Source organism: Paenibacillus sp. FSL R5-0407 (assembly GCF_038009185.1).
Lineage (GTDB): Bacteria > Bacillota > Bacilli > Paenibacillales > Paenibacillaceae > Fontibacillus > Fontibacillus vini.
Genome location: NZ_JBBPAX010000001.1, coordinates 1,405,697 through 1,432,147, shown reverse-complemented (window position 1 = coordinate 1,432,147; position 26,451 = coordinate 1,405,697). Strand labels below are relative to the sequence as shown.

Below are 26,451 nucleotides of genomic sequence, written 5' to 3'. Positions count from 1 at the left end.
CAAGCAATCCGGCAATCGTCCGGGTTGCTTTTTTTTATGCTGCCGAATAAATGCCGAAAAAATTCCCATAATGGTAGTAAAACGGCGAGGCGGTTAGGATATGAATCTGGCGGATATGCTTACATTTGCCGACATCGGACAGCTCAGCAGAATAGCAAACCATTACCAATGCGAATGCAACGGGAATTCCAAGCACGAATTGATTCAATCCATTCTACAGACGATCGGGCGAAGGGAATTTATAGAACACCATGTAGAGGGAATGAGTTTGGAAGATTTGCGGTTCCTGAATGGGTTGATCTTTGACGGACGCCGCCAATTCAGTTTGGAAGAATTGATCGCCTGTGCCCAGCAGTCACGTTTTACGGAAGATGCCAGAGAACGGGAAAGCCCGAGAGATGTCATCGCCAGATTCAGGCAGCGGGGATGGTTATTCCAGGGGATGACCCACAACACACGTTATTTGTTCGAGGTACCCGAAGATTTGAAGCGGCGTTTCCGTGAAGCCCTGGAGAACCGGTTCAGATCCGAACTCATGACCGCAAACGGAGAGCCGGCGATGTACCGGGAAGAGCCCGAACTGCTCTCCGAGGATTTGATCCTGTTTCTGCGCTATGTGCAGGAGCATGAGATTCCTCTTAACAACGAAGGGGTGATGTATCGCCGGAATCAACTGCAGATTCTGGAAAATCTCCATATTTCAGAAGCACTTGTCGGTAAAGGATGGCGTTTCGGATACGGCCGCCGTTTTAAGGATTACCCGAACCGGCTTTCCTTATTGTACGACTACGCCAGTCATTGCGGATGGATCCGGGAAAATACGGACCGTTTAATCCTGACGACGGCGGGAGAGACATTTTTGGCGGAGGAAAGACGCGAGCCGATGATGCAGTTCGTCTACTTTTGGTTAAGACTTTATAAAGGGCCTATCCCTAACTTGCTCTCTTTGGCATATTGGATTGAACGCTGCTCCAGAGAGTGGGTAACCGCATCCTCGCTGTATGACAGGATGTCGTCCCTGATCAAGCCTTTCTTCTATGATTCGCCGGAATCCATTTTCGAGGAACGCATTTTGAGAATGATGCTTCATTTGGGGATGGTAAGGCTCGGAGAAGACGGCCAGGGGGTAAGGTACGTGCAGACGACTCCATTCGGAAAGTCCGCAGTACATAAGCTGCTCAAAGGCTAACACGTTTACCTTAACGCCGTTGACAACTGTCGTGGGTATTGTTAAAATCACTCCCAATTAAGGTAGCAGTTCATAACCAGGGGAGAGTGGTCGGCATGTTGCTGGGATATCAAGGGAAAAAGCCTTTGCTCGATAATTCGGTATTTGTAGCGGACGGAGCTAAGATAATTGGCGACGTCAAAATAGGCGCAGAATCTACGATTTGGTACAATGCCGTGCTCCGAGGCGACTTGGCCGGTATTTCCATCGGGAAGCGCAGCAATATTCAAGACGGGGCAATCGGTCATGTTAATACCAATCAACCGTTGATCGTTATGGATGATGTCTCGGTAGGCCACGGGGCAATCATCCATGGCTGCACGATAGGCCAAGGCACATTAATCGGTATGGGGGCGATCGTCTTAAACGGCGCCGAGATCGGTGAATATGCTTTAGTAGGAGCAGGTTCTCTAGTTACGGAAAACAAGATTATTCCACCCTATACTCTTTCCTTGGGTTCACCGGCCAGAGTCGTTCGCGAGCTGACCGAGGAGGATCTGCTGCGAATGAAATTAACGGCGGAGAGCTATGTGGTGAAAGGAAAAGAATATAGGATCTCTTAACAATAGGTTGGAGGTGCATCCTATGGATCAGATGAAGGTTACTTATGAAGCAATGCTCAGTTTGGCGGCGGAGATGGTATGGGACGAGGCGTTACGCAAACATCGGTCGGAGCAAATTTACAGCGAGATCGACAACGCTCTGGCAAAAGGCGATGAGCTGGCCTTCCGGCTTCTTACGGATGAACTGAAGACATTGGAAAAATAAAAAGAAATGCCCGAAGGCATTTCTTGGGCTGCCGGGAAAGTCTCGGCAGCTATTTTTTTAAGGTTTAATCGAATCTGCGAATGGATGGCAGCGACAGGACCAACAGAACAGTCAGGATACCCATCCCGGAGAAAAGAGTCATGGTCTCCGTTCCGCCGATATGATCGGCCAACCACCCGATGGCGATATAGCCTAGCGGGAGCAGGGCGAACGATCCCAGCATATCGAGGCTGGCTACGCGGCCGAAGGCCTGCTCCGGTACGAGTTCCTGGAGGCTCGTCTCCCAGATCAGTCCGAACATCATAATACCGAATCCCTCCAGAGCAAAGAGGGCGCAAAGACCGATCGCCGACGTGGTAAAGGCCATCAGAAACAGGGCCAAACCGCTTAGGAAGGCTCCGCCGTAGGCTAAGAGGCCACGACGGCGCCATTGGCTGCGCGTACCGAACAGTAGCCCGGCGAGGATCGCACCGGCACCCGAACAAGTTACGGCGATGCCATATATGTAAGGGGTCATTTCAAGGTGGACTTTAAATAACCACGGAATGAGGACGATCACCAATCCGCCGTAACAAATATTAATGAAGGAAAATGCCAGAATCGTAACCCAAAGCCATGGATTGCTTTTCAGGACGTTTATGCCTTCCGCAAAATCTCCCTTAATATCGGAGCTCTGCTTGATCTCCTTTTTATGGGCTGGAATCAGCCTGCGCAGGAATAAGAGACATCCGAAAGAAGCGGCGTAGGTCAAAGCGTCGAGCCCGATTCCCCAGCCCGCGGACAGAAAGGTCACCAGCAGTCCGCCAAGGGAAGGGCCGATCAGCCGGACGGCCTGGTTGCTGATCTGGGTCAATGCATTGGCGGAATTGCGAATATCGGGTGTAAACACACTGGCCCGCACAGCGGCATATGCAGGCTGAAAAAGGCCGTCCATCATCCCGTATAAGGCAACGAGCACAAACAGAATGCCGATGGACAAGCTGTCGGTAAACAAAAGAATGGCGATAGCCATCATCAAGACGAAGCGCGCCGCATCGGTGAAGAGCATGATGCCGGTCCGGTTATAACGGTCCACGATCCATCCGGACACGGGGAGCATCAAAATGTTGGGGAGCATGTACGTGGCCATAATAAAGCCCATAATGGTCGTCGATCCGGTAATGGTATAAACGACTACCGGAAGAATAATCATCGTAACGGAGCTGCCCAGGAAAGAAATCAGCTGCCCAAGCCAAAGGAAGGGGAATGGTCGGGATTGCCGGAAAGGCGCGGCAAACTGGTCTATAAATTTTATCCTTCCGGTTGCCCGGGGCTGGCTTTGTGTTTCAATTTCCATAAAAGGGACTCCTCCATAAGCGCTTTTTTCTATATATTATAAAGTAAAGATAATAGGAGGGGGATTTTTTTATGAAATTCAGCGAAGTGGAACCCGAGACATGGGAAGAACTGAGCCCATACCTGGATACATGCTTGATTCCTGTTACCGGCCTTACCGGAGAAGAAAAACCGTATGAAGTGACGGGGGCTTTGGAAAGGCTAAGAGATATCATGGATTGGGTGGAGCTCCCTTTCCAGGGGAGAGTTGTCACATATCCTTCTTTTCAATACGGACGGGAAGAGATTGCCGAACAGATCAATTCGGTTTGCCGTCAAGTCAAGAGTTCCGGTTTTGCTTTCGCTATCGTGATCTCTGAAAATGTGGAATTTACATCGGATGTGCTGCCGGACGCCGATCTGATCATTACTCCGGGCCGTTATTCCCCTAATGACAACCGTGCGGCGACTCTGGAGGTCAAAGGTCAAATTCAACAAATGTGGCAAACTGGCCGCAAGTAATGATTGTGACAAATTATCGACATTTTCAGAAGGGTTAGCTCCCGGAAGGTGGAAAAGATGTGTCAAATTCTTGACGCTCTTAGAAGGCTAATATATTATTAATATGTCTTACACATAAGTGTGATTAATGTCATTGAAATGGAGAAAGAATTGGCTGGCAAAGGGGGTTGAAGACAGTATGAGCAATCAGCACGAAGAGCATGAATCATCGCATAAACCGCCCGTACGTAAGGAAATGTCCCGTCGGCAGTTTCTTACATATACTCTGGGAGGCGCTACCGCTTTTATGGCAGCCGGTGTGACGCTTCCGATGGTTCGTTTTGCCGTGGACCCTATTTTGCAGAAGAAAGGCGAAGGCGCTTTTGTAAAAGTGGTCGAAATCAGCAAAATTACGAGCGAACCACAGGAATTTACATTCGAACTGAAACAGCAGGACGGATGGTACTTAAGTACGGCGAATCTCACGGCCTGGATCCGGAAGGACGAGAGCGGGAAAATTTATGCGCTTTCACCGATCTGTAAGCATTTGGGCTGCACAATCGGCTGGAACAACGACAAGAATTTTCCGGACGAATACCACTGTCCGTGCCATGGAGCGCATTATACGAAGGAAGGCAAACAGCTTGCCGTTGCGTCGAAACCGCTCGACGAGTACAAGGTAATGCTGAAGGACGACTGGGTCTATTTGGGCGAGATTATCCCGAATACCATTGTGAAATAAGGAGGCGTAGATTCAGATGTTTAAAAATGTGTACAACTGGATTGACGAACGTCTTGATATCACGCCGATCTGGAGAGATGTTGCCGATCATGAAGTACCGGAACATGTCAATCCGGCGCATCATTTCTCGGCGTTCGTATATTGCTTTGGCGGCTTGACGTTTTTTATTACGGTAATCCAGATTCTTTCGGGGATGTTCCTGACGATGTACTATGTTCCCGATATCATTAATGCTTACAACAGTGTCGAGTATCTGCAGACTCAGGTCGCGTTCGGACAAATCGTCCGCGGGATGCACCACTGGGGAGCGAGCTTGGTCATCGTGATGATGTTCCTGCATACGCTGCGCGTGTTCTTCACCGGCTCTTACAAAGCGCCGCGCGAAATGAACTGGGTAGTGGGCATGCTCATCTTTTTCGTTATGATCGGACTCGGTTTGACGGGATACTTGCTTCCTTGGGACAATAAGGCTTACTTTGCGACCAAGGTTACACTGGAAATTGCGAATTCGATTCCCGTATTGGGACCGATACTTAAGGAACTGCTGCAGGGCGGTACAATTGTCGGCGCCGAAACGCTTACCCGTTTCTTCGCCATCCATGTGTTCTTCCTTCCTGCCGTGCTGTTGATCCTTCTGGTTGGACACTTTATTATGATCCGCAGACAGGGGATTTCCGGTCCTCTGTAAGATGTAATAGAGCGCAAGAAGGTAAACTGTGATCATTTCAACAAATTGAGAAGGGAGGCATTTACATGGCTCATGGAGACAAATCGAAACAGGAAAAAGTCGTATTTGTCGGCGATTCACGGGTCCGCAGAGGAAAAGGGTTCATTACTCCTCCCGACTATACGGCCTATCCGGGTAAATCGGAGGCCTTCATTCCAAACTTTCTGCTCAAAGAATGGATGGTTGGGGTTGTCGTTCTTGTCGGGTTTCTAGTACTGACGATTTCGGAACCGGCACCGCTCGGTTTTCCGGCCAATCCCAGCGCTTCGGTTATTCCGATGCCGGACTGGTACTTCCTGTTCCTGTATCAATATCTGAAATACCCTTATGCTTCCGGTGATTTTGTCGTATTGGGTACCCTTGGTATTCCTACCGTCGCTTTCGGGGGACTGCTGCTGGCTCCGTTCCTGGACCGCGGCAAAGAACGGCGCTTTTACAAACGTCCGATTGCATCGGCACTCATGTTTCTGTCGCTGATTTCCCTGGTGTACTTGACGAACTTTGCATGGACGCATTACAAGCATGAACTTGAAGCTTCGGGAACTGAGCCGGAACATATCCAGCGTGAAGAAAAAGCGAGGGAGAACCGGGAGAAAGGTCTGCCGACCTCAAGCGGAACGAAGCAGGAAGAAGTCGCGATCGTGGATAAGGACGATCCGGCGATGGAAGCCTATAAGACTGCAACGTGTATTTCTTGTCACGCAGCCGACCTAAAAGGCGCGGGCGGTCCTTCGCTTCGCGGAGTTGGCGACAAGCATGATAAGGATGCTATCCTTGCTATAATTAAGGAAGGCTACAACGGCAAGATGCCACCGATGTACGACACGGCGATCAGCAACGGTCTGACCGATCAGGACATCGACCATTTGGCCGAGTGGCTTGCGAAACAAAAAACGGAACAGTAAAATAGTAGTAAACGAAAACCTGATCGTTTTGGCGGTCAGGTTTTTTTTAGATTTTACATAGGGAAAAGGGGTAGAGGTTTGAAATTATCACTCTTCTGGAGCCGTTCATTCTTATCTTCGCGGCTGCTGTTGTGGCCTTTGTTTATTTGTAATCTACTTGGTACGATCTACGGATACATATGGTATGAAAGTCAATTGCGGGACACCTGGGTAAATCATCCGAAATGGCAGCTTGTTTTCGTTCCGGACAGTCCGACGGCAAGTCTTTTCTTTACATTGGCCCTGTTGTTCCTACTGTTTCCGGCCCAACTGGGAAAATATCATTTCCTCCGCACTCTCATTGAAGGATTGGCTGTAGTGACCAGCGTGAAATATGGAGTATGGGCAGTCAGTATGATTTTTGGCGGATATGCTCAAGGCGGGGAGTTGGTCTGGCAGGACTGGATGCTGGTCGCTTCCCATTTGGCTATGGCCGTCGAAGCCCTATTGTATGTCCGATTGTTCAAATTTGGGACAAGCATGCTGCTGTGCGCGGGTGCCTGGACGCTGCTTAACGATGCGGTAGACTATATTTTTGAAGTATATCCCTGGCTGCCGCAGCCGCTGTGGGATGACGTTCCGGCCGTCATGGTCTTTACCATTTGCCTGACCTTGGCCAGTGTGGGAGCCGGCTGGCTCGCCCTCAGAGGCGCTAAAAGAAATAGGATCAGCCGAGTTCAATAGTTCATCTTAACTGGACCCAAGTTCTAAGGTTGGACAGCCCGCCATACCATGGTGGTAGGGAGGGGATTGTCCGTGAAAAATGCAATTAGGAAATTTATATTGTATTCGTTACTGGGTATTTCGTTTATGCTCGGCGGATTGCTGCCATATGGTGCCGGATCGGTCGCAGCCGCCTCTGATTCGCCAAAGGAAACTACCAAAGGCTTGGTACAGGGGGATAAGGAGAAGCTGGCCCTATTTGAGCAAGCGGCCGAAGAACTGTATCGGGATATGCAAGAGGGGAATACGCAAGGGGCTCATCTGCAAATGGAGCGTTTGACCGACTCTCTGGAGGGACTCTCTTTTAAAGGGCTGACCTCGGTTGAGGGAATACATGCCCTGGCGGAGAGCATCATAGATGTCCGTGAGACGCTAGCCAGGGTAGAGGTTTCTCCCGAAGAATGGGCTGCATCGTCCGCTAGGCTCAGATTGGCGGTAAACAGCCTAGCACATCAGGATAATGCGCTTTGGCTTCAATACTACAAAGTGATGGCTGATGATATGGAGAAGATGCAAAGAGGCAGAACCAAGGGAAGTCCCGCTTTGTTCCGTGAGGCTTTTCTGGCTTTGCAGTCGCATTATGCTATGATCCGGCCCGCTGCGGTGATTCGCAAGGACGCTTCCGAAATCAACCGCTTCGATTCCTGGATGTCCTATGTCGAGCGGCTCAGCAATGATAAAGCTTGGGATGAGCCATCCGCAGGCAAGGCGGTGAGCCAAGGCGAAAGACTGCTCAAGGAGCTGTTTGGACGAAAAACGGGGGAACCCGTATTTTTGCCGATTACCGGATTCGGAAGCCCCTGGTACTGGAGCGTGCTGATCGGCGGGTGGATTGTGCTGGCGCTGGCTTATACCGGACTCCGGAAATACCGAGCCGACCAGACCGTAATTTCGGTCCATGCCAAAAAAGACAGGGCGGACAGCTACCGGTTTTAAAGTGAAAGTTCAAAGTCCTCCATATAAAAAAGACGCCGTTTAAGGCGTCTTTTCTTTGCTCTGGACACGGTTTTCATATAGCAATAGACAGAACCCTTGTAGAATATTCTAATCCTCCTTGAAGCCTTCTCCATGCACGTCATGCACATCGCTGATGATGATAAACGCCCGCGGATCGACCGATTTGGCGATCGCAGTGAGGCGTCTAATCTCCTGCCGGGATACGACGCAGTAAGCCATGTGCTTGGCTTGCTTGGAATAAGCGCCGATCGCTGGAATCAGCGTAACCCCGCGGTCCATGTCTCGTGTAACAATGTCCGCGATTTGCGGAGCATGGTCGCTGATGATCGTAAGCGCTTTGGCTGCGTAAGCCCCCTCCTGAATGAAGTCGATTACTTTGGAGGCGATAAATACCGCGACGAGGGTGTACAGTATATTTTCTTTGGCTACATAGAATAGAGACAAGCCGATAATGATGATATCGATCGTCAGGATGACCTGTCCCATGCTGAATCCGTATTTCCGCCCCAAAATCCGGGCAATAATGTCCGATCCCCCGGTTGTCCCGCCAAAGCGGAAAACAATGCCGAGCCCGGCTCCGAGAGTGACCCCGGCATACAAAGATGCCAGGATATAATCCGTTTCAAACGTCTCGATCCATCCGGAATCAATCATTTTTTCAAAAATCCATAGAAAGAACGAAAGCGACCCGATTCCGATTCCCGTATAGATAATTTGGCGGCCGCCGAGGATTTTCCAACCCAGAAAGAACAACGGGATGTTTATAACCAGGTTGGAAAGCGAGGGGGAAATCCCGAAAGCGTATTTGAGCAGGATGGTTATGCCCGTTACGCCGCCCTCCATCAATTGATTGGGTATAATGAAATAAAGAAGCCCGAAGGCATAGACGGCCGTCCCCAAAAGAATTGGAAGTATCGTCTTCATGTAACCTGAGAGTTTACCAGTGTTCATTCAATTAATCCCTCACCTATCGTTTGTATGATGATTTTTAAGCAGTACACCTTAGTATACCTTTTTACGGTACGATTAAAAAATGATTTGTTTTCAAATCTTCTTTACGATAACATAGTTATGATATCAGACCTTAAACGGAGGGATGGCCCTTGAAAGAGAAGTCTCTCGCCGAGCTGCAGCGTGAAGTGGACCAATACATATCCCAATTTAAAGAAGGTTATTTCAGTCCGCTCGCGATGCTGGCCCGGATGAGCGAAGAAGTCGGCGAATTGGCCCGCGAAGTGAACCATACTTATGGTGAGAAGCCGAAAAAGGCGGACGAAGCCGATAATTCGATCGAGCTGGAATTAGGCGATATCTTGTTCATCACGATGTGTTTCGCCAATTCGCTCGGTATTGATTTAACGTCTGCACACGATAAAGTGATGCATAAATTTAATACCCGCGATGCTACACGTTGGACCAAAAAGAACACCGATTAGGACCAATCTTCATATGCTGTAGTAATATCAGCCCATCGACAGGGGGACGGCAGATGAAGTCAGAGGAATACTTGAAAAAAGCTTACCGGAGCATCTACGAGAACGACTTTGAACAGGCGATCCAATGGTTTGAGCAGGCGCTTGCCCTCGAGCCGGACAATGGGGATATCCACTATAGATGTTCGATAACCTGCGCTAGAAGCAACCGCTTGGAGAAAGCGCTGGTCCATGCCCGATTGGCGGCGGCTTTGGCTCCTTTGCAGGAGGAATATATGCTGCACTTTGACCGTTTGCAGTCCAAGGAACTGACCCTTATGGCTAAGAGATTGCTGGAGGGAGAATCCGGAGGAAGCTCGGTGAATAAAGCGGGAGCCGCAGAGCCTGCATCAAGACTGCTGGAACGGGCGGTGGAGTTGGATCCGTTGTCCGTGGACGCCCAAATCTGGCTGGCGATCGCGTATACGGAATTAGAGCAATACGAATCGGCTTTAAACGCCGCCCAAGAAGCGGCCTCTTTGCCGCAGGATGACGGGATTGCCAAACAACTGCAAGAATTGGAACAAAGAATCAGGGAATATATGGAGTAAAATAATTTCTAGAGAATGCGGGGGATCTCGGGTGGGTGAACAGATTAGAGTAGCTGTTGCAGGAGCGGCAGGCAGAATGGGTAAAGAAGTAATAAAGATGGTTCTGGAAGATCCGGAACTTCTATTGGTCGCTGCTATCGGCCAAAGTGATGAAGGAGTTGACGCAGCCTCTATCGTCGGGCTTCCGGCATGCGGCGTCCGGATGACTACGGATCTGGAGCTTGCTTTAGTTGAGAGTAAACCTCAGGTATTGGTCGATTTTACTACCCCGGCGTCCGCTTATGACAACACTGCATTAGCGGTCAAGCACGGGGTAGCTCCGGTGGTCGGAACGACCGGATTTACTCCGGAGCAAATCGAGCTTCTGGACAAGCAGTGCAAAGATAAAGGCATCGGCGGATTGATAGCTCCGAATTTCTCGATCGGCGCCATTCTTATGATGAAGTTTGCGGCGCAGGCCGCGAAATACTTCCCTCATCTGGAGATCATCGAGTATCATGGGGATCAGAAGCTGGATGCCCCTTCCGGTACCGCGGTCAAAACCGCGGAGTTGATCGCAATGAACCGTGAGGAGCTTCGTCAAGGAAATCCGAAGGAAGAAGAAACGATCGAAGGCTCGCGGGGCGGTTACTACAACGGATTCCGTATTCACAGCGTCCGCCTGCCCGGCGTATTCGCGCAGCAGGAGGTGATCTTCGGCGGCTTCGGACAGACGCTGAAGATCCGGCATGATTCCTATGATCGCGCGGGTTATATGCCCGGCGTGAATCTGGCGGTTAAAAAGGTGCTGGAATATCAAGGCATGATCTACGGATTCGACCATTTTGTGGATTGACAGAGGGAGAGTTAAACATGTTGAATATTGCTTTTATTGCCCATGACCGTAAAAAAGAAGATATCGTTAATTTTGTAATTGCGTACGAGCATGTCTTTAAGGATAAGAAGCTGTACTCCACCGGGACAACGGGTCTGCGGATCATGGAAGCGACGGAGTTGAAAATTCATCGATTTCTGTCCGGTCCGCTCGGCGGCGATCAGCAAATCGGATCTTTGATCGCGCAGAACGAAATGGATCTCGTGATTTTCTTCCGTGATCCGTTGATGGCGCAGCCGCATGAGCCGGATATTACGGCATTACTGCGTCTTTGCGATGTTCATGGTATCCCGGTAGCAACGAACCTTGCGACGGCGGAGATTCTCGTAAGAGCGCTCGATCGCGGGGATTTCGCATGGCGAGAGCTGGTCGAGAATAATAAGCCGGGGCTGGGACAATGAGCGAGAAACTGGATATTCTTATTTTCGGCGCTCATGCCGACGATGCGGAGATCGGAATGGCAGGTACGATCGCCAAGCAGGTAGCCGCAGGATATAAGGTGGGCTTATGCGATTTGACCCAGGCGGAGATGTCATCCAACGGTACCGTGGAGCTTCGTAAGCAGGAAGCGTTGGCGGCGGCCGAGGTGCTCGGAGCTTCGCTCCGCATAAACCTGGGATTGCCGGACCGTGGATTGTCGGGAACACCCGAACAAATCGCGAAGGTGACCGAAGTAATTCGCAAGTATGAACCTTCGGTAATTTTTGCCCCGTATTGGGAGGATCGTCATCCCGATCATGTGGCTTGCAGCAAACTCGTGGAAGAAGCCGCGTTCAACGCCAAGCTCCGCCGCTATATGCCGGACAAGCCGGCGGTACCGGCTCCGGAGCTGTATTATTATTTCATCAACGACTGGAAAACCCCGGATTTACTGGTGGATGTAACGGATTGTTACCCCAGCAAGATAGAGGCACTCGGCTGCTACCGTTCGCAATTCGGACAGGCTTCCGCAGGAGAGGATGTGGCTCTTACTCCGCTGAATCAAGGTTACGTGGAGCGGGTTCAAGCCAGAGACTCCCTGCTAGGACAGCGCAAGCTGATTCCGTATGCGGAAGGTTTTGCTGTTAAAACACCGTATCTGGTTAATCTATTCGGGTCCGGCCGCTCATAAACTATACAGGATCAGAACAAATAAGGAGGCCCCCACCATATGGACCCATTTTTGAAAATAGGAATTACCTGCTATCCGTCGCTTGGCGGCTCGGGGGTAGTAGCGACCGAACTGGGTAAACAGCTGGCGGAAAAGGGACATGAGGTCCATTTTATTTCCCACAGCGTTCCTTTCCGGCTCGGCAGCTTTCACAAAAACATTAAATATCATGAGGTCGAGGTCAGCGATTATTACGTGTTCCGGTATCCTCCTTACGATTTATCCCTGGCGACCAAAATGGCGCAGGTGGCGAAAGAGCAGGAGCTGGATGTGCTGCATGTCCATTATGCCGTTCCTCATGCGGTGTGCGCCTTCTTGGCGAAACAGATGGTCGGGGACAAACTGAAGGTTGTCACGACGCTGCACGGGACGGATATCACGGTCTTGGCTCAAGACGAGTCGCTTAAGGATCTGATACGTCTTGCGATTAACGAAAGTGATGCCGTGACTTCGGTCTCCCTGGATTTGATGCGGGAAACTCGTGAAGTACTGGATATTACGCGGGATATCGATTTGACTTACAACTTTGTGGACGGAAGAGAATACTATCCGCGGAGCGCTTGCGAATGCCGCCGTGATTTTGCCGATCCGGAAGAGAAAGTGCTGATGCATATTTCCAACTTCAGACCGGTGAAACGCGTAAGCGACGTCGTTGACGTCTTTAATTTGGTCAATCAACAAATTCCATCCCGATTGCTGTTTGTCGGAGAAGGCCCGGATTTGCCTAAAGTACAGTGGAAAATCAAAGAGATGGGACTCAGCGACAAAGTCCATTTCCTTGGCAAGCAGGACGACATCGCCCAAGTGATCTCGATGGCCGATGTGCTTCTGCTTCCTTCGGAAAAGGAAAGCTTTGGTCTCGTGGCTTTGGAGGCGATGGCCTGCGGCGTGCCGACCGTCGGATCGATAGCAGGCGGGATTCCGGAGCTTGTGGCTCACGGGGAGACCGGATTTTTGGCGCCGATCGGGGATGTTCGCCAAATGGCCGACTATTGCATTTCCTTGTTAAGTCAGCCGGAGCTGGCAGCAAGAGTTCGTGAAGCGTGTTTGAAGCGGGCGAAGTCCGAGTTCAGCAGCGATATTATTACAGCCGCCTATGAATCGATTTATTACCGCGTGTTGGACCGTAAGCTGCCGCAAATTAAGCCGGCCTGCGGTTAAACGGCAAGTTGGAGGTTTATGGAACATGAGCCTTTGGAAAATGGCAGACCCCCTGATGCGACATCAGGGGGAAAAGGTGCTTGCGCGCCTGCTGGAAAACGGATACCAGGCCTATTTCGTCGGCGGCTGTGTCCGCGATGAAATTATGGGTCGGCCCGTCCATGATATGGATATAGCAACTTCGGCCAAGCCTGAAGATGTGATAAGGCTGTTCGATCGCACCATTCCGACGGGACTCCAGCATGGGACGGTTACCGTGGTATCTGGCGATCATGTCTTTGAGGTAACCACGTTTCGTAAAGAGGCGGAGTATGAAGATCATCGTCATCCCTCTAGCGTGGAATTCGTAGAGAGGCTCACCGAGGATTTGCAGCGGCGCGACTTTACGATGAATGCAATCGCCGGAGACGGGGAAGGCAGGCTTACCGATCCTTTCGGCGGTCGCGAAGATATTGAAGCCGGCCTGATTCGCTGCGTGGGCGATGCTTCGGAGAGGTTTGACGAAGACGCCCTGCGGATGATACGAGCTGTCCGCTTCGCATCCGTATTCGCGTTCCGTCCGGTGAAAAGCCTATGGTCGGCGATGCGCGCCGGCAGATCGAAAATCGCCTTCATCGCCATGGAACGAATTCGAACCGAGCTGGAAAAGATCGTGCTGGGCCCATATCCGGTGCGGGGACTGGCCATGCTTCAGCGCAGCGGATTGCTCGAATATGTGAAGGCACCGGTGCCCCAAGCTGCCCTGGTTCCTTTTTCGAAGACGGAGGAGCGCTCGCCATGGATTGCTGCCTTGGAACGATGTTCGTCGGACCAGCCTGAAATACGATGGTCTCTACTGCTGCAAGCACTTGATGTAACTGGGGATGAGTCTGCAAGCTTGATGAAAGAATGGACATTCTCCAATGCAGCGGCGCAAATGGCTGCCGCACTCGTCCGGTTTGACGAGCTCTGGAGTACCGTGAAATTGTCCGGGATGGAAGAGCGGCTCAAGCGGCAAAACTGGATAGAACTGCAGTTGGCCTTCGGAAAAGCGGTTGCCGCCAATTGGCTGCTTCGTCAGGAGACTCTGCTGGGAGCCCTTAGTACGGACACTACCACTCATGAGAGACTCCACCTACTGGAGCAAGAGGAAGCGAAGTGGCATGAGGAAGTCGTTATCCATACGCTGCAGGAGCTGGCCGTAACCGGCGGGGATGTGATTCAGCAACTCGGTAAGCGGGGCGGTCCGTGGCTAGGGGAATTAATGAACCGGTTGCTGCTCGGGGCCGCTGCCGGGGACTTGGCAAACGAACGGGAAACTTTGCTGGAACATGCGAAAGTTGTGGTGAATGATAATGGAACATCTTAGATTGCTGGACATTCTGCGCGAACACCGCGGAGCGTATATATCGGGCGAGGAGATCAGCCGGCGCTTGTCGATCAGCCGAACGGCAGTATGGAAGCAGATCAATAAACTTCGTGAAGAAGGTTATGAATTCGAAGCGGTGTCCCGTAAAGGGTACCGACTTGTTTTTGCACCGGACAAGCTGGAGGAAGGCGATGTGCTGGAAGGACTCCAAACAAAATCTTTCGGCAGGCATTTGAACCTGATGGAAGTAACGTCGTCGACGCAGGAGGCAGCAAGGCTGCTTGCGGAAGAGGGCGCACCCGAAGGAACTTTGGTCATCGCGGAGGAACAAACCGGGGGCCGCGGCCGCCAAGGGAAGAGATGGTATTCTCCCGCCCGTAAAGGGATATGGATGAGCTTGCTCCTGCGACCGCAGCGCCCCTTGTCATTTGCGCCGCAGCTCACTCTGTTGACCGCTGTGGCGGTGTGCCGGGCGATTAGAAAAGTTACCGGGGTGGATGCGGGAATCAAATGGCCGAACGATTTGCTGGTTCAAGGCAAAAAAATATGCGGGATCTTGATCGAATCCGTCGGCGAAGATGAGCGGATCAAATATTGTATAGCCGGTATCGGAATCGATGTGAATGTAGAGTTGGAAGAACTGCCCTCGGAGCTCCATAAGGTCGCTACTTCTTTAAAAATTGAGAGCGGCCAAACTCAAAGCCGCGCAACCTTGATTTCGGCCGTAATGAATGAGTTGGAGCAGCTCTACAATCTCTATGAAGAGGAAGGCTTCGCACCCATTGGCCATTTATGGGAAGCCTTATCGGTGACGTTAGGCAAGCGCGTGACCGTAAAGACCCCACGCGGCGAGACGGAGGGGACGGCCGAGGCTTTAGACGAGTCCGGCGCGCTGGTTCTGCTGGACGATACAGGCAATCACATCACGATTTTCTCAGGAGATGTACAACTTGCATGATGAAAAATGCAAAACATTTTGTTATACTGTCCTCAAGAGGCGATATCGGTATTCGAATTGCACTCTTGAGGGCACAATATAGCTTATTTTGAGTTGATGAGATTTCCACGGTGACGTTGGATTCTGCTCTGAGCCGAAGAGGACCGAGACAGAAAGAACGAGCGACAGTGACTCTTCTTTGGATTTCGGACCTTTTTAGTGCCTAAACTAAAAGGTTTTTTTGGCGTGTCCGCGAACGAAACGCTCACGACCGGAAAGCCGGAGGAGATGGAGAAACAATGGCTGTTAAACATCCACTGAACATTGTAAAGATGAAAAAAATGAAGCAGGAAGGCAATCCGATTACGATGATTACCGCCTATGACTATCCTTCCGCCAAGCTGGCGGAAGAGGCGGGCATCGATGTGTTGCTGGTCGGCGATTCGCTCGGGAATGTGGTTCTCGGATATGATTCCACCATACCGGTAACGACCGACGATATCGTATACCATACCCGGGCGGTTGCCCGCGGAGCGCAGCATACCTTTATCGTAGCCGACCTGCCTTTTATGACATATCACGGAAGTATTGATGAAACTCTGAAGACCGTGCGGCGGATCATGCAGGAGGGCGGCGCCCATGCCGTGAAGATGGAGGGCGGCCCCGAAATTGCCCCTGCGGTTCGAAGAATTGTTGAGGCCGGTGTCCCTGTACTAGGCCATATCGGGTTGACGCCTCAGTCCGTCAACCAGATCGGGGGTTATCGCATACAGGGTAAGGATGAGCGCGATGCCCGGCGATTGCTGGAGGAAGCGAAGGCGTTGGAGAGCGCCGGAGTGTTCGGCATCGTTCTGGAACTGGTGACAGAAGAAGTAGCCGCAGCAATTACGGAGCAGATTTCCGTTCCGACGATCGGCATCGGTGCCGGCCGGAAGGTTGACGGTCAAGTGCTGGTATTCCATGATGTACTGAAATACGGCTCGGATTACCGGGAGAAGCGGTTCGTCAAAACTTACGCCGATATCGGTGCCGAGATTCGCACTGGCATATCACAATATGTAAGTGAAGTGAAGGGCAAAGCGTTTCCGGAAGAAAAACACGGGTTTGCCGCCGAAGACGGTGTGATCGAGCAATTATACGGCAAAGGGAAGGTGGAGTCCCGGTCATGAAAGTGTTTAGAGAGATCAGGGAACTAAAGGAATACTTAAAGATCGAGCGGATTAAAGCCGCTAAAGATAGAAAATTTCCCAAAACGGGACTTGTTCCTACGATGGGATTTCTGCATGAGGGCCATGCGAGCTTGCTGCAGCGGGCACGTCAGGATAACGAAATCGTCGTTCTTAGCATTTTTGTGAATCCGATCCAGTTCGGACCGAATGAGGATTTCGACCGCTATCCCCGCGATGAAGACAAGGATCTGGCGCTGGCTGAACGCGAAGGCGTGGACGCCGTGTTCCTGCCAAGCGTGGAAGAAATGTATCCCCATCCTACGGCGACAAAGATCAAGGTGGAGGGATTGACGGAGCGGTTGTGTGGAGCTTCACGCCCGGGACATTTTGACGGAGTGACGACTGTCGTGGGCAAACTGCTTCATATTGTTCAGCCTACTAACGCATATTTCGGACAAAAGGACGCACAACAGGCGGCGGTGATCGCGCAAATGGTTCAGGATCTCAATTTCGATGTCGAGATCATACCTTGTCCAATTATCCGCGAGAGCGACGGCGTCGCGTTAAGCTCGCGTAACGTGTATTTGAGCGCTGAGCAGCGGGAAGCAGCCAAGGTGTTATCCAGAAGCCTGCAGAAGCTGCAGTCCGGCGTGGAAGCCGGTGAGAGCATTACTGCGGGGGAAGCACTCAAGGCATTGACGGAGGCGATTCAGGCCGAGCCACAGGCGGTAATCGATTATGTGGAGATTGTCCATTATCCGCGCTTGAATCCTGTTGAGGAGTCGACAATTCTCAAGGATGCGAAAGAACCGGTCCTCGTTGCGCTGGCCGTAAAATTCGGAACGACGCGCTTAATCGATAACGTAATTTTGATGAAGAAGGGAGAGGCGCTGCATGTATAGAACGATGATGAAATCGAAAATTCACCGCGCTACCGTAACGGAGGCGAATTTAAATTATATCGGCAGCATTACGATCGACGAGAGCTTGATGGAATCGGCCGATCTGCTTGAAAACGAAAAGGTGCAAATCGTCAACAACAACAATGGTGCCCGGCTGGAAACCTATGTTATTCCGGGACCGCGCGGAAGCGGGGTCATTTGCTTGAACGGAGCCGCTGCACGGCTGGTGCAACCCGGCGATCAGGTCATTATTATCTCCTATGCACAAATGTCGCCGGAAGAGCTGAGAAGCCACAAGCCTACGGTCGTGTTCGTGGACGAGAATAACTTTCCGGTCGAAACCGCGAGCCAGGAGCTGCACGCGACGGTACGCTAACCCCTTCGTATGCAATTAATGCCTCCGGGAATGAAAAGCCCGCCAAAGACAAAAAATGAACGTAAGGCTCAAGCTGCTTTCATTTTCGTTAAAGGTGGGATGCGAATGATGTTTCAGCATGTATTTGCGGAAATGAATGACATGTTGGATGAAATCGTGACCTTATACCCTGTTGCCCAAGGCGACCAGAAGCAAGAACTGGCTAAGAAATGGCATTTGCTCAAGCATATGAGTGACGGCATTATTGAGGAATGGCTTAATTTTGAAGAGAAAATGGGCGATTTCCGCCAGAGCTGGGCAAGTCCGGACAGCGGAAAAAGCGCCCAGCTTCCCGAAATGAATTGCGCTGCTTTTATTAAAGGACAAGGGTATTATAAACTTTTAATGTTTTCCCAGGCATTGCCTCAGTTTGAGATTTCTTTGGAAACCTATCCAGAAAGCACGGTGGTTCGAACCTATTTGGCGATGTGCCATATGCATCTGGAACAGTTTGGAGAAGCGGTTGCTCATTTCTGGAAAGTGCTGGAGGGTTCCGGTAGTAAACGACTTCGTTCGATTATTTATAACGCGCTCGGCTGCATTGAAGCCCGGCAAGGCGTGCGCACGAAAGCGAAGGAATATTTTACTTTGGCCCATTATCATGATCCTTCGCTGCCCGAGCCTTTGGCCAATCTGGAAGCCTGTATGAAGAGCTCCGGGAAGCTCCAGTACGGAAACGAATTGACGTCGCTGCTGTAATGTAATCCGGTCACCTGAGTTACAAAAGCCATGATTCAGAAGAGCGGTGCATGTCCCCTTTCAATGGGGGAGCATCGCTCTTTATTGTGTCCGCATTGCCGGGGATACCGTCTACACCGGAATTTTCAAAACGGCTTACTTCTGTTATGCTGTAAAAGAGACTGGAACGAAAGGGACTTTGGAACTCATGAAATATGCCGTACTCGATTTTGAAACGACGGGGAACCAGTCCTCTGATGAAATTATTCAAGCAGGGCTTGCCATTATAGATGAAGATTTGAAAGTATCCCGGGTCTATAGTTCCTATGTGAAGCCGGGAATACCCATACCTCCCTTTATTACGGGACTTACGGGAATTTCGGAAGACGATGTCAAGGATGCGCCGGATCTGGACGAAGTCATGATGGAAATGGTGCCGTTACTTGACGACGCCGTTCTTGTGGGACATAACGTCGCTTTTGATTTTAATTATTTACAGAGTGCACTCGATAAAACCGGGTATCTGCCTTTTACGGGACGCATTCTCGATACGATGGATTTTTTGAAAATATTTTTCCCTTCGTTGACCACTTATCAGTTGGGAATGGTCGCATCCGAGTTTGGGGTAGAGCATGACCGGCCCCACCAGGCGGATAGCGATGCTTTGGCGACCGCGCTCATTTTCTTGAAATGTCTCGAGGAACTGGCCGATTTGCCGCTGATTGTCTTGCAAAGGTTGTCAGACCTTTTTGCCGGAGAAGACAGCGATCTGGGCTGGTTTTTTGATGCCATGCTTCAAGAAAAAGAACGGGAGGCCGATCAAAGCCCTGACGGTTATACGTATTACCGGCAGTTTGCGCTGCAGGTGGAGGACTGGATGGACATCGAGCCTGCCAGAAACTCCATGCTTGGCAATCCGCTTCGCGATGTGTCCTTTGAGCAATTCATGGAGCAGGTCCGGGAGAAGCTGCGCGCCAAGCTGCCCGATTATGAGGAGCGCGAAGCACAGAACCTGATGCTGAACGAGGTGACCCGGGCTTTTGACGAAGATAAGCACTTGCTGATCGAGGCGGGGACCGGAACGGGTAAATCGCTCGGATATTTGCTGCCGGCTATTTACCACAGCGTGAAGAATGATGAGAAGGTAATGGTCAGCACGCATACGATCAACCTCCAGGAGCAGCTGAGGGAAAGGGATGTGCCCCTGTTGACGGAGGTCGTGCCTTTTCCGTTCAGCGCAGCCGTATTCAAGGGAAGACAGCATTATTTGTGTTTGCGCAAATTTGAACATAAAATTAATAGAAGAGACTTTGCGACACCTAAAGAAGAGGTGATGACGGCCGCCCAGATGATCGTATGGCTGGCCCATACGGAGACGGGCGACGACGAGGAGCTGAACCTTGGAAACCGTGGTGGAGATTTTTGGGAAACGGTGGCGAGTGAATCGGACTCGTGCCTTGGCCGCTCTTGCCCGTGGTTCCGCAAATGTTACTATCACAAGGCCAAGCATGAAGCGGGTGTTGCCGATGTGGTCATTACGAACCATTCCAAGCTGTTCACCGATATTCAAGCCGGCCACCAGCTGCTGCCTGGATACGAACGTCTGGTAATTGACGAAGCGCATCATTTGGAAGAAGTGGCAGGCAAGCATTTGGGACTTCAAATGAAGTATTTTACCGTTGTCCATACGCTCACCCGGCTGTTTAAGGATAGTAATACCGGGCAATTCCCGAATCTGCGCAGTATGCTGCAGCAATCGGGAAGTGAGAAATCTGCGGAATGGTGTTCGGTTATTGACGGATTGTATCCGACCCTTGTGGATGTGAAGGAGAACTGGGATCGGCTGGCCGAGCTGATGTTTACGCTGATGCCTGAACGCAGCGATGCAGCGCCAGGGGATCCTGGACAGTTTGTGCTGCGCTTGCTGCCGCAAAAGAAACCGAAGGCGTGGGATACGCTTGCCGCGCTGGAGAATCAAATTTTTGTGGCTATGGGCGACGTTCTCCGCAAAGGCGAGCGGATGATCAACGAGCTTAAGGAAGACGACCATGATTACGGCTATGAGAGCCTGATCACCGATATTAGCGGACTCTTGAAGGATCTCGGAACCGAACGCGATGCGCTGCGATTTTTTATTAAGCTGGAGGACGAGAATACGGTATACTGGATAGAAGGAAACGGTAATTACCGTAGCCGGTCCCTGCAAATTTTCGCGGTTCCGATCGACGTGAGCGCGCAATTGAAGGGTTATTTCTTCGACAAAAAGAAAAGTGTAGTCATGACCTCGGCTACGTTGTCGGTCGACAAATCGTTCCAGTATATGATAGATCAGCTTGGATTAACCGAAGCCGCGGCGGAGGACAGACTGATTACTTCGATGCTGCCTTCTCCGTTCAATTACCGGGAACAGGCGCTGCTGGTCATTCCGCGGGACTTTCCGAGCGTAAAGGGAAGTGTAGGGGACGATCATTTCGTGGCTACTCTGGTTCAGTCCCTCGCCGACACAGCGGTGGTAACGAAGGGCCGTATGATGGTCCTGTTTACTTCGTACCGGATGCTGAGGCAGGTATATGATCCTTTGAAGGAGCTGCTGGCCGGACAAGGAATTACCGTGATCGGGCAGGGAATGGATAGCGGAAGCCGGACCAAGCTGACCCGTCGCTTCCAGGGACAACATGCTTCGGTGCTGCTCGGAACGAGCAGCTTCTGGGAAGGCGTGGACATTCCGGGGGAAGCTCTGACGAGTCTCGCTATTGTCCGTCTGCCTTTTCAGCCACCCAACCACCCGCTTGTGGAGGCAAAGAGCGAACGGCTGCAGCAGCAGAAGAAGAACCCGTTCATGAAGCTGTCCGTTCCGCAAGCCGTCATTCGGTTCAAGCAGGGCTTCGGACGTCTGGTCCGGTCTTCGCAGGACCGCGGGATCGTGGTTGTTTACGATACACGCATCTTGGAATCTTACTACGGGAAATACTTTTTATATTCTTTGCCCGGACCGAAAATGGAGCATATGCCGCTCGGGCAGATGATTCCGCGAATTTCGGAATGGCTGAACGCAGAGGAACAATAAACGTTCTTCAAATCGCGCCTATTAGGGGGATAACCAAATGAAATCGGAAAAAATTTCTGACGCCGTAGTACGCAGATTGCCGGTGTATTTACGTTTTCTTAATGAACTGAGCCGCCGGGAGGTCCCGACGGTTTCTTCCCAGGAGCTTGGACAAAAGCTGGATCTCAATCCGGCGCAAATCCGTAAAGACCTGGCTTATTTCGGCGACTTTGGCCGAAAGGGGATCGGATATGACGTTTCCTATCTGATCGAGAAAATCCGCCAGATTCTGAACCTGGACCAGCAGATCAACGTGGCTTTGATCGGAGCCGGTAATCTCGGACAAGCATTGTCGAATTACAACGCTTATTTGAAGGACAATATGAAAATCGTCGCCGTATTCGACGCATCCCCTGGTAAAATCGGTACCCAGATCAACAATATCACGATTCAACCGATCGAAGATCTGGTGGATACGGTAAGAGGCAATCAGATCCGGATCGGAATTATTACGGTTCCCGCACCGGAAGCCCAGCGAGTAGCTGACCAGCTTGTGGCCGCTGGAATTGGGGCTATCTTGAATTTTGCGCCCACGATCCTTAAGGTACCTTCTGAGGTGCGGGTGCATGCGGCCGATTTCACAACCGACTTGATGAGTCTTGCTTATTATTTGAACGGAGGAAAGGAACATTCGGAACATGAATCGGAAATGGTTGATTAAAGACGGAACCTTCGCCGTGCCGGACCGGGAGAAGCCGGTCATTCGCGGATATATGCTGGTAGAAGGCAGCACGATTACTTATATAGGCGAACAGCGTCCGGAAGAAGGCGTGGAGGGCGCCGAAACCTTCGACGGTAAAGGCCTGCTCTTCTTGCCGGGACTCGTCAATACCCATGGTCATGCCGCCATGTCTTTGCTTCGCGGTTATGGGGATGACATGGTGCTTCAAACCTGGCTGCAGGAAAAAATGTGGCCGATGGAAGCTAAATTTACCGGGGAGGATGTCTACCGCGGCACAGCATTGTCCGTTCTGGAAATGCTGAAAGGCGGAACAACGACCTTCCTGGATATGTACGATCACATGGACCAAGTGGCTTCCGTTGTCGAGCAATCGGGGATCCGGGCGGTACTGACGCGCGGAGTCATCGGGCTATGCCCGCCTGACGTTCAGCAGCACAAGCTGGATGAGGCGGTGGCTTTTGCCCGTAATTGGCATGGTAAAGCGGACGGGCGGATTACGACGATGATGTCGCCGCACTCGCCATATACCTGTCCGCCGGATTATATCGAGAAGATCGTTCAGGCGGCACATGACCTGAATCTGCCGCTGCATACGCATATGTCGGAAACACGGGCCGAGGTCGAGCAGAACGTAGCGGATTACGGATTGCGTCCGGTTCAGCATTTGTTGAACCTGGGATTGTTCAGCCGTCCGGCACTTTTGGCACATGCTGTGCATTTGACGGATGAGGAGATCGAAATTTTGGCGGCGCACAATGTGGCCGTTTCCCATAACCCGGGCAGCAATCTCAAACTGGCAAGCGGAGTTGCCCGCGTACCGGACCTGCTTAAAGCGGGCGTAACCGTATCCCTGGGCACAGACGGACCAGCTAGCAATAATAACCTAGATATGTTCGAGGAAATCCGCCTGGCAGCTCTTATTCACAAAGGAGTCTCGGGCGACCCGACCGCAGTTCCGGCTGCGGAAGCGCTCAGAATGGGTACGGAATACGGAGCGAAATCGCTCTTCCTTCAAGATACGGGCAGACTGGCCGCGGGCATGAAGGCGGACTTCATCGCGCTGAATACGGAGCAAGCCCATTTCTTGCCGCGGACGGATTATATTTCCCATGCCGTTTACTCGGCGGGTTCGAAGGATGTCGAGCATGTTTGGGTGAACGGTAAGCAGGTAGTTAAGCACGGAGCTTGTCTGACACTTGACGAGGAGAAGGTCCGGTTTGAAGCCCAGGCTGCCTTTGAGGGCCTGTTAGGCCGATAACATGCCGCAGGGTATGAAAGAGAAACCGGAATAAGCCGGCATCGGGGAAAGGAAGAGTAGGTTGAAGAACAGAACCAAATGGATCCTGCTCTCCATTGTGATTTTGGTGCTGGTGCTCATTGGCCTTCACCGCTTTTATCTGTATGTCCACGAGGATATATGGCAAGGAGAGAATGAAGCCGTTCAACGGGCCAGACAGGAAGCCGGACTGACGGAAGCCGAAAAAGTGTGGAAATCGGTCTGGGACAAAGTATGCTGGGTAGTGGAAGGCAAGGATGCAGACGGACAAGAGATCATGGTCTGGCTGCCGGAGGGCGGGCAGGCTGAAGTAAAGCTGCTGTCCGAGGGCGTATCGGAAAGCCAAGTCCGTACAATCATACATGATCAATATCCCGGTATTGAAGTCGTGCGGCTTTTGCCGGGTATCTACAACAATGAATTGGTTTGGCAGCTTTTTTATAAGGAAAAGGCGCATCATTATTACCGTTTTTTCCGGTTTAGCGACGGCCAGGCGTTGGAAGAGGTATTCACATTGCCGAACCGGTAAATGTTGCATAAGAAATGATAACAGCCTTGCGCTGAATTCATGGACCTGTCAAGCGGTCCGTGCTTCAGTGCAAGGCTGTTTTTAGAGCACTTTTATAAAAATTTTAAATATATTCACAACTTTATTCGATAATGTATATACGATGTGATATACTCATATTTGTAAGTTTGATATATATACTAATGTGGTTTTAATGTATTATTTGATATATGAATTTAATATTACATCAAGGGGGATTATGCCGTGAAATTGCGCGTTGGACCAATTATCGCGAGCGTGGCTGTTTCCGCGACTCTATTATTCGGAGGATGGTTTGCCTATAAACAATGGGCTGTCGAGAGCCCGTTTGAAAATAAATTGAATCAATACGAGGGTGTGAAGAGCGTCCAAACAGATATTACCCAGAAACAGGCCCTGGTGAAACTTAATTTAGAACCGGGAACCGATTTTGGCAGTCTGGTGAAGCAAATTCAGAATGACGGCCGCAAGTGGATCGGAAATCGGGAGTTGAAGCTGGAAGTGCAAGATAACGCATCTCAGGAGCTTAACGATTTGTGGGAAGAGGCGTTGTTCCCGATCGCGCAGGCGATGGAAAATAAAGAGTATACCGGTATTACCGACACTCTGGATAAATTGCGGGAAAAAGACAGCAATTTGTCAGCCAAGGCTGAAATGGACGATCGGAACGTCTATATTACGTTGAGTGATGGACAAGCGAGCAAATTTATTATTTTACCTCGCGTACCGCAGAATATGGGGGTGTGGCCGAATGCGTAAGTGGATGCTGGAGCTGGCGGCCGGGTTTGTACCCGTCCTGTTCATTTTCCTCGCTTTTATCGGATATAATGCCATTCCGCTGCTTGTCGGCATAGTTATGCTGGGGGCATTGTTCGCGGCGGTCAAGATGCGCGGCGGCATCGTTGCCACGGCTTCCCAGGAACGTAAACGCAAAAAAATCGGCTCGTCCAATTTGACTTTCGACGAAATCGGCGGGCAAGACAGCGCCAAGCAGGAATTGCGCGAAGCGCTTGATTTTATGGTTCGGCATGAAGAAATCAAAAAATTCGGCATTCGGCCGATTAAAGGGATTTTGCTGACGGGGCCTCCGGGAACCGGTAAAACCTTGATGGCCAAGGCTGCGGCTCAGTATACAAACGCCGTGTTCGTTGCGGCATCGGGTAGTGAATTCGTAGAGATGTACGTAGGGGTCGGCGCCAGCCGGATCCGTGACTTGTTCAAAGATGCGCGCACTCGCGCGGCTAAGGAAAATAAAGAGAACGCCGTCATTTTTATCGACGAAATCGATGTGATCGGCGGCAAGCGGGAAGGCGGCCAGCAGCGCGAGTATGATCAAACGCTGAATCAGCTGTTGACCGAGATGGACGGTATTTATACGTCCGAAACACCGCGTATTCTACTGATTGCGGCAACCAACCGTAAAGAGATGCTGGACAGCGCTCTGCTGCGTCCAGGCCGGTTCGACCGCCATATTCAGGTCGATCTGCCAGACAAGAAGGGACGCCGTCATATCCTCGAGCTGCACGCTAAGAACAAACCGATTTCGTCCGACGTCAATCTGGAAAAGGTTGCCGAGGAATCGTACGGATTCTCCGGTGCCCAGCTCGAGAGCGTCATGAATGAAGCGGCGATTTACGCCATGCGCGATGAGAGCAGCGTGATTGATCAGCGTCATCTGTCGATGGCGATCGATAAGGTCATGATGGGTGAGAAGACGGACCGTCAATCGACGGAAGAAGAAAAACGCCGGGTTGCCGTTCACGAACTGGGACATGCCGTAGCGGCCGAAGTCGTGGCACCGGGCAGTGTGAACCAGGTAGCGCTTAGCCCTCGCGGCAGAGCACTCGGTTATGTAAGACATAATCCGCAGGAAGAGAAATACCTGTATACGAAGCAGTATCTTGAAGGGCAGATCATGATCGCCCTCGCTGGAGCGGCGGCGGAAGAAATCTATTACGGCGGACGGAGCACCGGCTCGAGCAATGATTTCGAGCAGGCGCTGAACCTGGTGCAGACGATGATGACTTCCGGCCTTACTTCACTCGGGATCATCCATATGGATATGGTCACCAAGGAAGTGCTGATGAACGAGAATTCCAAAATTCTGGACGACCTCGGAGCAAGGACAAAACAGCTTTTGGTCGACAATTCAGCTGTGTTCGATCAGTCGTTGGAAATCCTTCTAAGAGAAGAACGGCTCTCCGGAGACCAATTCCGTTGTCAATTTCGTGACAGCTTAACTTTACCGGCATAATTCTTTATGCCGGTTATTTTTTTTT

29 protein-coding genes are annotated in these 26,451 nt (G+C 51.1%); 27 read left to right on the top strand and 2 right to left on the bottom strand.

From position 1 onward, the window contains the following. The first annotated feature begins 100 nt into the window (after positions 1–100). The 3 genes from NYE70_RS06975 (at position 101) to NYE70_RS06965 (ending at position 1,996) form a co-directional block, all read left to right on the top strand. Complete coding sequence (locus NYE70_RS06975) at positions 101–1,189, top strand: hypothetical protein (protein WP_341045503.1); 1,089 nt, start codon at positions 101–103, stop codon at positions 1,187–1,189. 95 nt (positions 1,190–1,284) lie between these two features. After that, the gene (locus tag NYE70_RS06970; protein ID WP_211020859.1) at positions 1,285–1,791 is read left to right on the top strand and encodes a gamma carbonic anhydrase family protein; all 507 of its coding nucleotides are present in this window, start codon (positions 1,285–1,287) and stop codon (positions 1,789–1,791) included. Between the two features lie 22 nt (positions 1,792–1,813). Next, on the top strand, positions 1,814–1,996 hold the full coding sequence (locus NYE70_RS06965) for an IDEAL domain-containing protein (RefSeq protein WP_211020858.1): 183 nt from the start codon (positions 1,814–1,816) through the stop codon (positions 1,994–1,996). Positions 1,997–2,060: 64 nt separating this feature from the next. On the opposite strand, the gene NYE70_RS06960 is transcribed toward NYE70_RS06965, so the two are convergent. Beyond that, positions 2,061–3,332: an MFS transporter gene (locus NYE70_RS06960; protein WP_211020857.1), complete on the bottom strand. Its 1,272-nt coding sequence runs from the start codon at positions 3,330–3,332 to the stop codon at positions 2,061–2,063. A gap of 71 nt (positions 3,333–3,403) precedes the next feature. Between NYE70_RS06960 and NYE70_RS06955 the strand changes: the two genes are divergently transcribed. The 6 genes from NYE70_RS06955 (at position 3,404) to NYE70_RS06930 (ending at position 7,883) form a co-directional block, all read left to right on the top strand. Beyond that, a complete protein-coding gene (locus NYE70_RS06955; RefSeq protein WP_341045501.1) occupies positions 3,404–3,832 on the top strand; it encodes a DUF2487 family protein in 429 nt (142 codons plus the stop codon). A gap of 178 nt (positions 3,833–4,010) precedes the next feature. Further along, positions 4,011–4,553 carry a QcrA and Rieske domain-containing protein gene (locus tag NYE70_RS06950; RefSeq protein ID WP_211020855.1) on the top strand — a complete coding sequence of 181 codons (543 nt, stop codon included), beginning with the start codon at positions 4,011–4,013 and terminating at the stop codon, positions 4,551–4,553. Positions 4,554–4,569: 16 nt separating this feature from the next. Then, entirely contained in the window at positions 4,570–5,241 is a 672-nt protein-coding gene (gene qcrB, locus NYE70_RS06945; protein WP_211020854.1) for a menaquinol-cytochrome c reductase cytochrome b subunit, read from the top strand. 65 nt (positions 5,242–5,306) lie between these two features. Continuing rightward, entirely contained in the window at positions 5,307–6,185 is an 879-nt protein-coding gene (locus NYE70_RS06940) for a menaquinol-cytochrome c reductase cytochrome b/c subunit (protein WP_211020853.1), read from the top strand. A 78-nt stretch (positions 6,186–6,263) separates the two neighbouring features. Further along, positions 6,264–6,908 carry a DUF1405 domain-containing protein gene (locus NYE70_RS06935; protein ID WP_290408568.1) on the top strand — a complete coding sequence of 215 codons (645 nt, stop codon included), beginning with the start codon at positions 6,264–6,266 and terminating at the stop codon, positions 6,906–6,908. A gap of 72 nt (positions 6,909–6,980) precedes the next feature. Continuing rightward, positions 6,981–7,883 (top strand): sporulation protein YpjB, encoded by a 903-nt coding sequence (locus NYE70_RS06930; RefSeq protein ID WP_341045499.1) that lies wholly within the window; start codon positions 6,981–6,983, stop codon positions 7,881–7,883. 108 nt (positions 7,884–7,991) lie between these two features. On the opposite strand, the gene NYE70_RS06925 is transcribed toward NYE70_RS06930, so the two are convergent. Then, entirely contained in the window at positions 7,992–8,855 is an 864-nt protein-coding gene (locus NYE70_RS06925; protein ID WP_213654993.1) for a YitT family protein, read from the bottom strand. Between the two features lie 152 nt (positions 8,856–9,007). Here NYE70_RS06925 and NYE70_RS06920 point away from each other — a divergent pair, with 152 nt between their 5' ends. From NYE70_RS06920 to NYE70_RS06835, 18 genes are all read left to right on the top strand, one after another. Next, complete coding sequence (locus NYE70_RS06920; protein ID WP_211020850.1) at positions 9,008–9,340, top strand: nucleotide pyrophosphohydrolase; 333 nt, start codon at positions 9,008–9,010, stop codon at positions 9,338–9,340. A 53-nt stretch (positions 9,341–9,393) separates the two neighbouring features. Beyond that, the gene (locus NYE70_RS06915) at positions 9,394–9,927 is read left to right on the top strand and encodes a tetratricopeptide repeat protein (protein WP_211020849.1); all 534 of its coding nucleotides are present in this window, start codon (positions 9,394–9,396) and stop codon (positions 9,925–9,927) included. 31 nt (positions 9,928–9,958) lie between these two features. Then, positions 9,959–10,762, top strand: coding sequence for a 4-hydroxy-tetrahydrodipicolinate reductase (dapB, locus tag NYE70_RS06910; protein ID WP_211020848.1), 804 nt, complete (start codon positions 9,959–9,961; stop codon positions 10,760–10,762). A gap of 17 nt (positions 10,763–10,779) precedes the next feature. Further along, positions 10,780–11,202 (top strand): methylglyoxal synthase, encoded by a 423-nt coding sequence (gene mgsA / locus NYE70_RS06905; RefSeq protein ID WP_211020847.1) that lies wholly within the window; start codon positions 10,780–10,782, stop codon positions 11,200–11,202. Next, positions 11,199–11,912, top strand: a complete 714-nt coding sequence (gene bshB1 / locus NYE70_RS06900; protein ID WP_211020846.1) for a bacillithiol biosynthesis deacetylase BshB1 — start codon at positions 11,199–11,201, stop codon at positions 11,910–11,912. The genes mgsA and bshB1 overlap by 4 nt, the downstream gene beginning before the upstream one ends. A gap of 39 nt (positions 11,913–11,951) precedes the next feature. Then, complete coding sequence (bshA, locus tag NYE70_RS06895; protein ID WP_211020845.1) at positions 11,952–13,112, top strand: N-acetyl-alpha-D-glucosaminyl L-malate synthase BshA; 1,161 nt, start codon at positions 11,952–11,954, stop codon at positions 13,110–13,112. Between the two features lie 25 nt (positions 13,113–13,137). Then, entirely contained in the window at positions 13,138–14,460 is a 1,323-nt protein-coding gene (locus NYE70_RS06890; protein WP_341045491.1) for a CCA tRNA nucleotidyltransferase, read from the top strand. Further along, entirely contained in the window at positions 14,444–15,418 is a 975-nt protein-coding gene (locus tag NYE70_RS06885; protein WP_341047536.1) for a biotin--[acetyl-CoA-carboxylase] ligase, read from the top strand. The genes NYE70_RS06890 and NYE70_RS06885 overlap by 17 nt, the downstream gene beginning before the upstream one ends. 278 nt (positions 15,419–15,696) lie before the next feature. After that, positions 15,697–16,566, top strand: a complete 870-nt coding sequence (panB, locus tag NYE70_RS06880) for a 3-methyl-2-oxobutanoate hydroxymethyltransferase (protein WP_213654998.1) — start codon at positions 15,697–15,699, stop codon at positions 16,564–16,566. Beyond that, positions 16,563–17,468, top strand: a complete 906-nt coding sequence (panC, locus tag NYE70_RS06875) for a pantoate--beta-alanine ligase (protein WP_290408564.1) — start codon at positions 16,563–16,565, stop codon at positions 17,466–17,468. The genes panB and panC overlap by 4 nt, the downstream gene beginning before the upstream one ends. Continuing rightward, the gene (gene panD / locus NYE70_RS06870) at positions 17,461–17,844 is read left to right on the top strand and encodes an aspartate 1-decarboxylase (protein WP_290408563.1); all 384 of its coding nucleotides are present in this window, start codon (positions 17,461–17,463) and stop codon (positions 17,842–17,844) included. The genes panC and panD overlap by 8 nt, the downstream gene beginning before the upstream one ends. Positions 17,845–17,952: 108 nt before the next feature. After that, entirely contained in the window at positions 17,953–18,582 is a 630-nt protein-coding gene (locus NYE70_RS06865; RefSeq protein WP_290408569.1) for a tetratricopeptide repeat protein, read from the top strand. 187 nt (positions 18,583–18,769) lie between these two features. Further along, entirely contained in the window at positions 18,770–21,628 is a 2,859-nt protein-coding gene (gene dinG, locus NYE70_RS06860; protein ID WP_341045490.1) for an ATP-dependent DNA helicase DinG, read from the top strand. A 37-nt stretch (positions 21,629–21,665) separates the two neighbouring features. Then, positions 21,666–22,328: a redox-sensing transcriptional repressor Rex gene (locus tag NYE70_RS06855; RefSeq protein WP_211020840.1), complete on the top strand. Its 663-nt coding sequence runs from the start codon at positions 21,666–21,668 to the stop codon at positions 22,326–22,328. After that, on the top strand, positions 22,306–23,607 hold the full coding sequence (locus tag NYE70_RS06850) for an amidohydrolase (protein WP_211020839.1): 1,302 nt from the start codon (positions 22,306–22,308) through the stop codon (positions 23,605–23,607). Before NYE70_RS06855 ends, NYE70_RS06850 begins: the two co-directional genes overlap by 23 nt. 61 nt (positions 23,608–23,668) lie before the next feature. Further along, positions 23,669–24,154, top strand: coding sequence for a cell wall elongation regulator TseB-like domain-containing protein (locus tag NYE70_RS06845; RefSeq protein ID WP_341045488.1), 486 nt, complete (start codon positions 23,669–23,671; stop codon positions 24,152–24,154). Positions 24,155–24,397: 243 nt separating this feature from the next. Next, positions 24,398–24,931 (top strand): hypothetical protein, encoded by a 534-nt coding sequence (locus NYE70_RS06840; RefSeq protein WP_341045487.1) that lies wholly within the window; start codon positions 24,398–24,400, stop codon positions 24,929–24,931. Further along, entirely contained in the window at positions 24,924–26,426 is a 1,503-nt protein-coding gene (locus NYE70_RS06835) for an AAA family ATPase (protein ID WP_341045485.1), read from the top strand. Before NYE70_RS06840 ends, NYE70_RS06835 begins: the two co-directional genes overlap by 8 nt. Positions 26,427–26,451 lie beyond the last annotated feature (25 nt).

Bases quoted from the DNA above. Each gene is read 5' to 3' on its own strand.
- NYE70_RS06855 (WP_211020840.1), top strand. From the start codon at position 21,666: ATGAAATCGGAAAAAATTTCTGACGCCGTAGTACGCAGATTGCCGGTG.
- NYE70_RS06960 (WP_211020857.1), bottom strand. From the start codon at position 3,332: ATGGAAATTGAAACACAAAGCCAGCCCCGGGCAACCGGAAGGATAAAA.
- NYE70_RS06835 (WP_341045485.1), top strand. From the start codon at position 24,924: ATGCGTAAGTGGATGCTGGAGCTGGCGGCCGGGTTTGTACCCGTCCTG.
- qcrB (WP_211020854.1), top strand. From the start codon at position 4,570: ATGTTTAAAAATGTGTACAACTGGATTGACGAACGTCTTGATATCACG.
- NYE70_RS06975 (WP_341045503.1), top strand. From the start codon at position 101: ATGAATCTGGCGGATATGCTTACATTTGCCGACATCGGACAGCTCAGC.
- NYE70_RS06955 (WP_341045501.1), top strand. From the start codon at position 3,404: ATGAAATTCAGCGAAGTGGAACCCGAGACATGGGAAGAACTGAGCCCA.
- NYE70_RS06965 (WP_211020858.1), top strand. From the start codon at position 1,814: ATGGATCAGATGAAGGTTACTTATGAAGCAATGCTCAGTTTGGCGGCG.
- panD (WP_290408563.1), top strand. From the start codon at position 17,461: ATGTATAGAACGATGATGAAATCGAAAATTCACCGCGCTACCGTAACG.
- NYE70_RS06915 (WP_211020849.1), top strand. From the start codon at position 9,394: ATGAAGTCAGAGGAATACTTGAAAAAAGCTTACCGGAGCATCTACGAG.
- dinG (WP_341045490.1), top strand. From the start codon at position 18,770: ATGAAATATGCCGTACTCGATTTTGAAACGACGGGGAACCAGTCCTCT.
- NYE70_RS06970 (WP_211020859.1), top strand. From the start codon at position 1,285: ATGTTGCTGGGATATCAAGGGAAAAAGCCTTTGCTCGATAATTCGGTA.
- NYE70_RS06865 (WP_290408569.1), top strand. From the start codon at position 17,953: ATGTTTCAGCATGTATTTGCGGAAATGAATGACATGTTGGATGAAATC.
- panC (WP_290408564.1), top strand. From the start codon at position 16,563: ATGAAAGTGTTTAGAGAGATCAGGGAACTAAAGGAATACTTAAAGATC.
- NYE70_RS06950 (WP_211020855.1), top strand. From the start codon at position 4,011: ATGAGCAATCAGCACGAAGAGCATGAATCATCGCATAAACCGCCCGTA.
- NYE70_RS06850 (WP_211020839.1), top strand. From the start codon at position 22,306: ATGAATCGGAAATGGTTGATTAAAGACGGAACCTTCGCCGTGCCGGAC.
- bshA (WP_211020845.1), top strand. From the start codon at position 11,952: ATGGACCCATTTTTGAAAATAGGAATTACCTGCTATCCGTCGCTTGGC.
- NYE70_RS06890 (WP_341045491.1), top strand. From the start codon at position 13,138: ATGAGCCTTTGGAAAATGGCAGACCCCCTGATGCGACATCAGGGGGAA.
- NYE70_RS06940 (WP_211020853.1), top strand. From the start codon at position 5,307: ATGGCTCATGGAGACAAATCGAAACAGGAAAAAGTCGTATTTGTCGGC.
- mgsA (WP_211020847.1), top strand. From the start codon at position 10,780: ATGTTGAATATTGCTTTTATTGCCCATGACCGTAAAAAAGAAGATATC.
- bshB1 (WP_211020846.1), top strand. From the start codon at position 11,199: ATGAGCGAGAAACTGGATATTCTTATTTTCGGCGCTCATGCCGACGAT.
- NYE70_RS06925 (WP_213654993.1), bottom strand. From the start codon at position 8,855: ATGAACACTGGTAAACTCTCAGGTTACATGAAGACGATACTTCCAATT.
- panB (WP_213654998.1), top strand. From the start codon at position 15,697: ATGGCTGTTAAACATCCACTGAACATTGTAAAGATGAAAAAAATGAAG.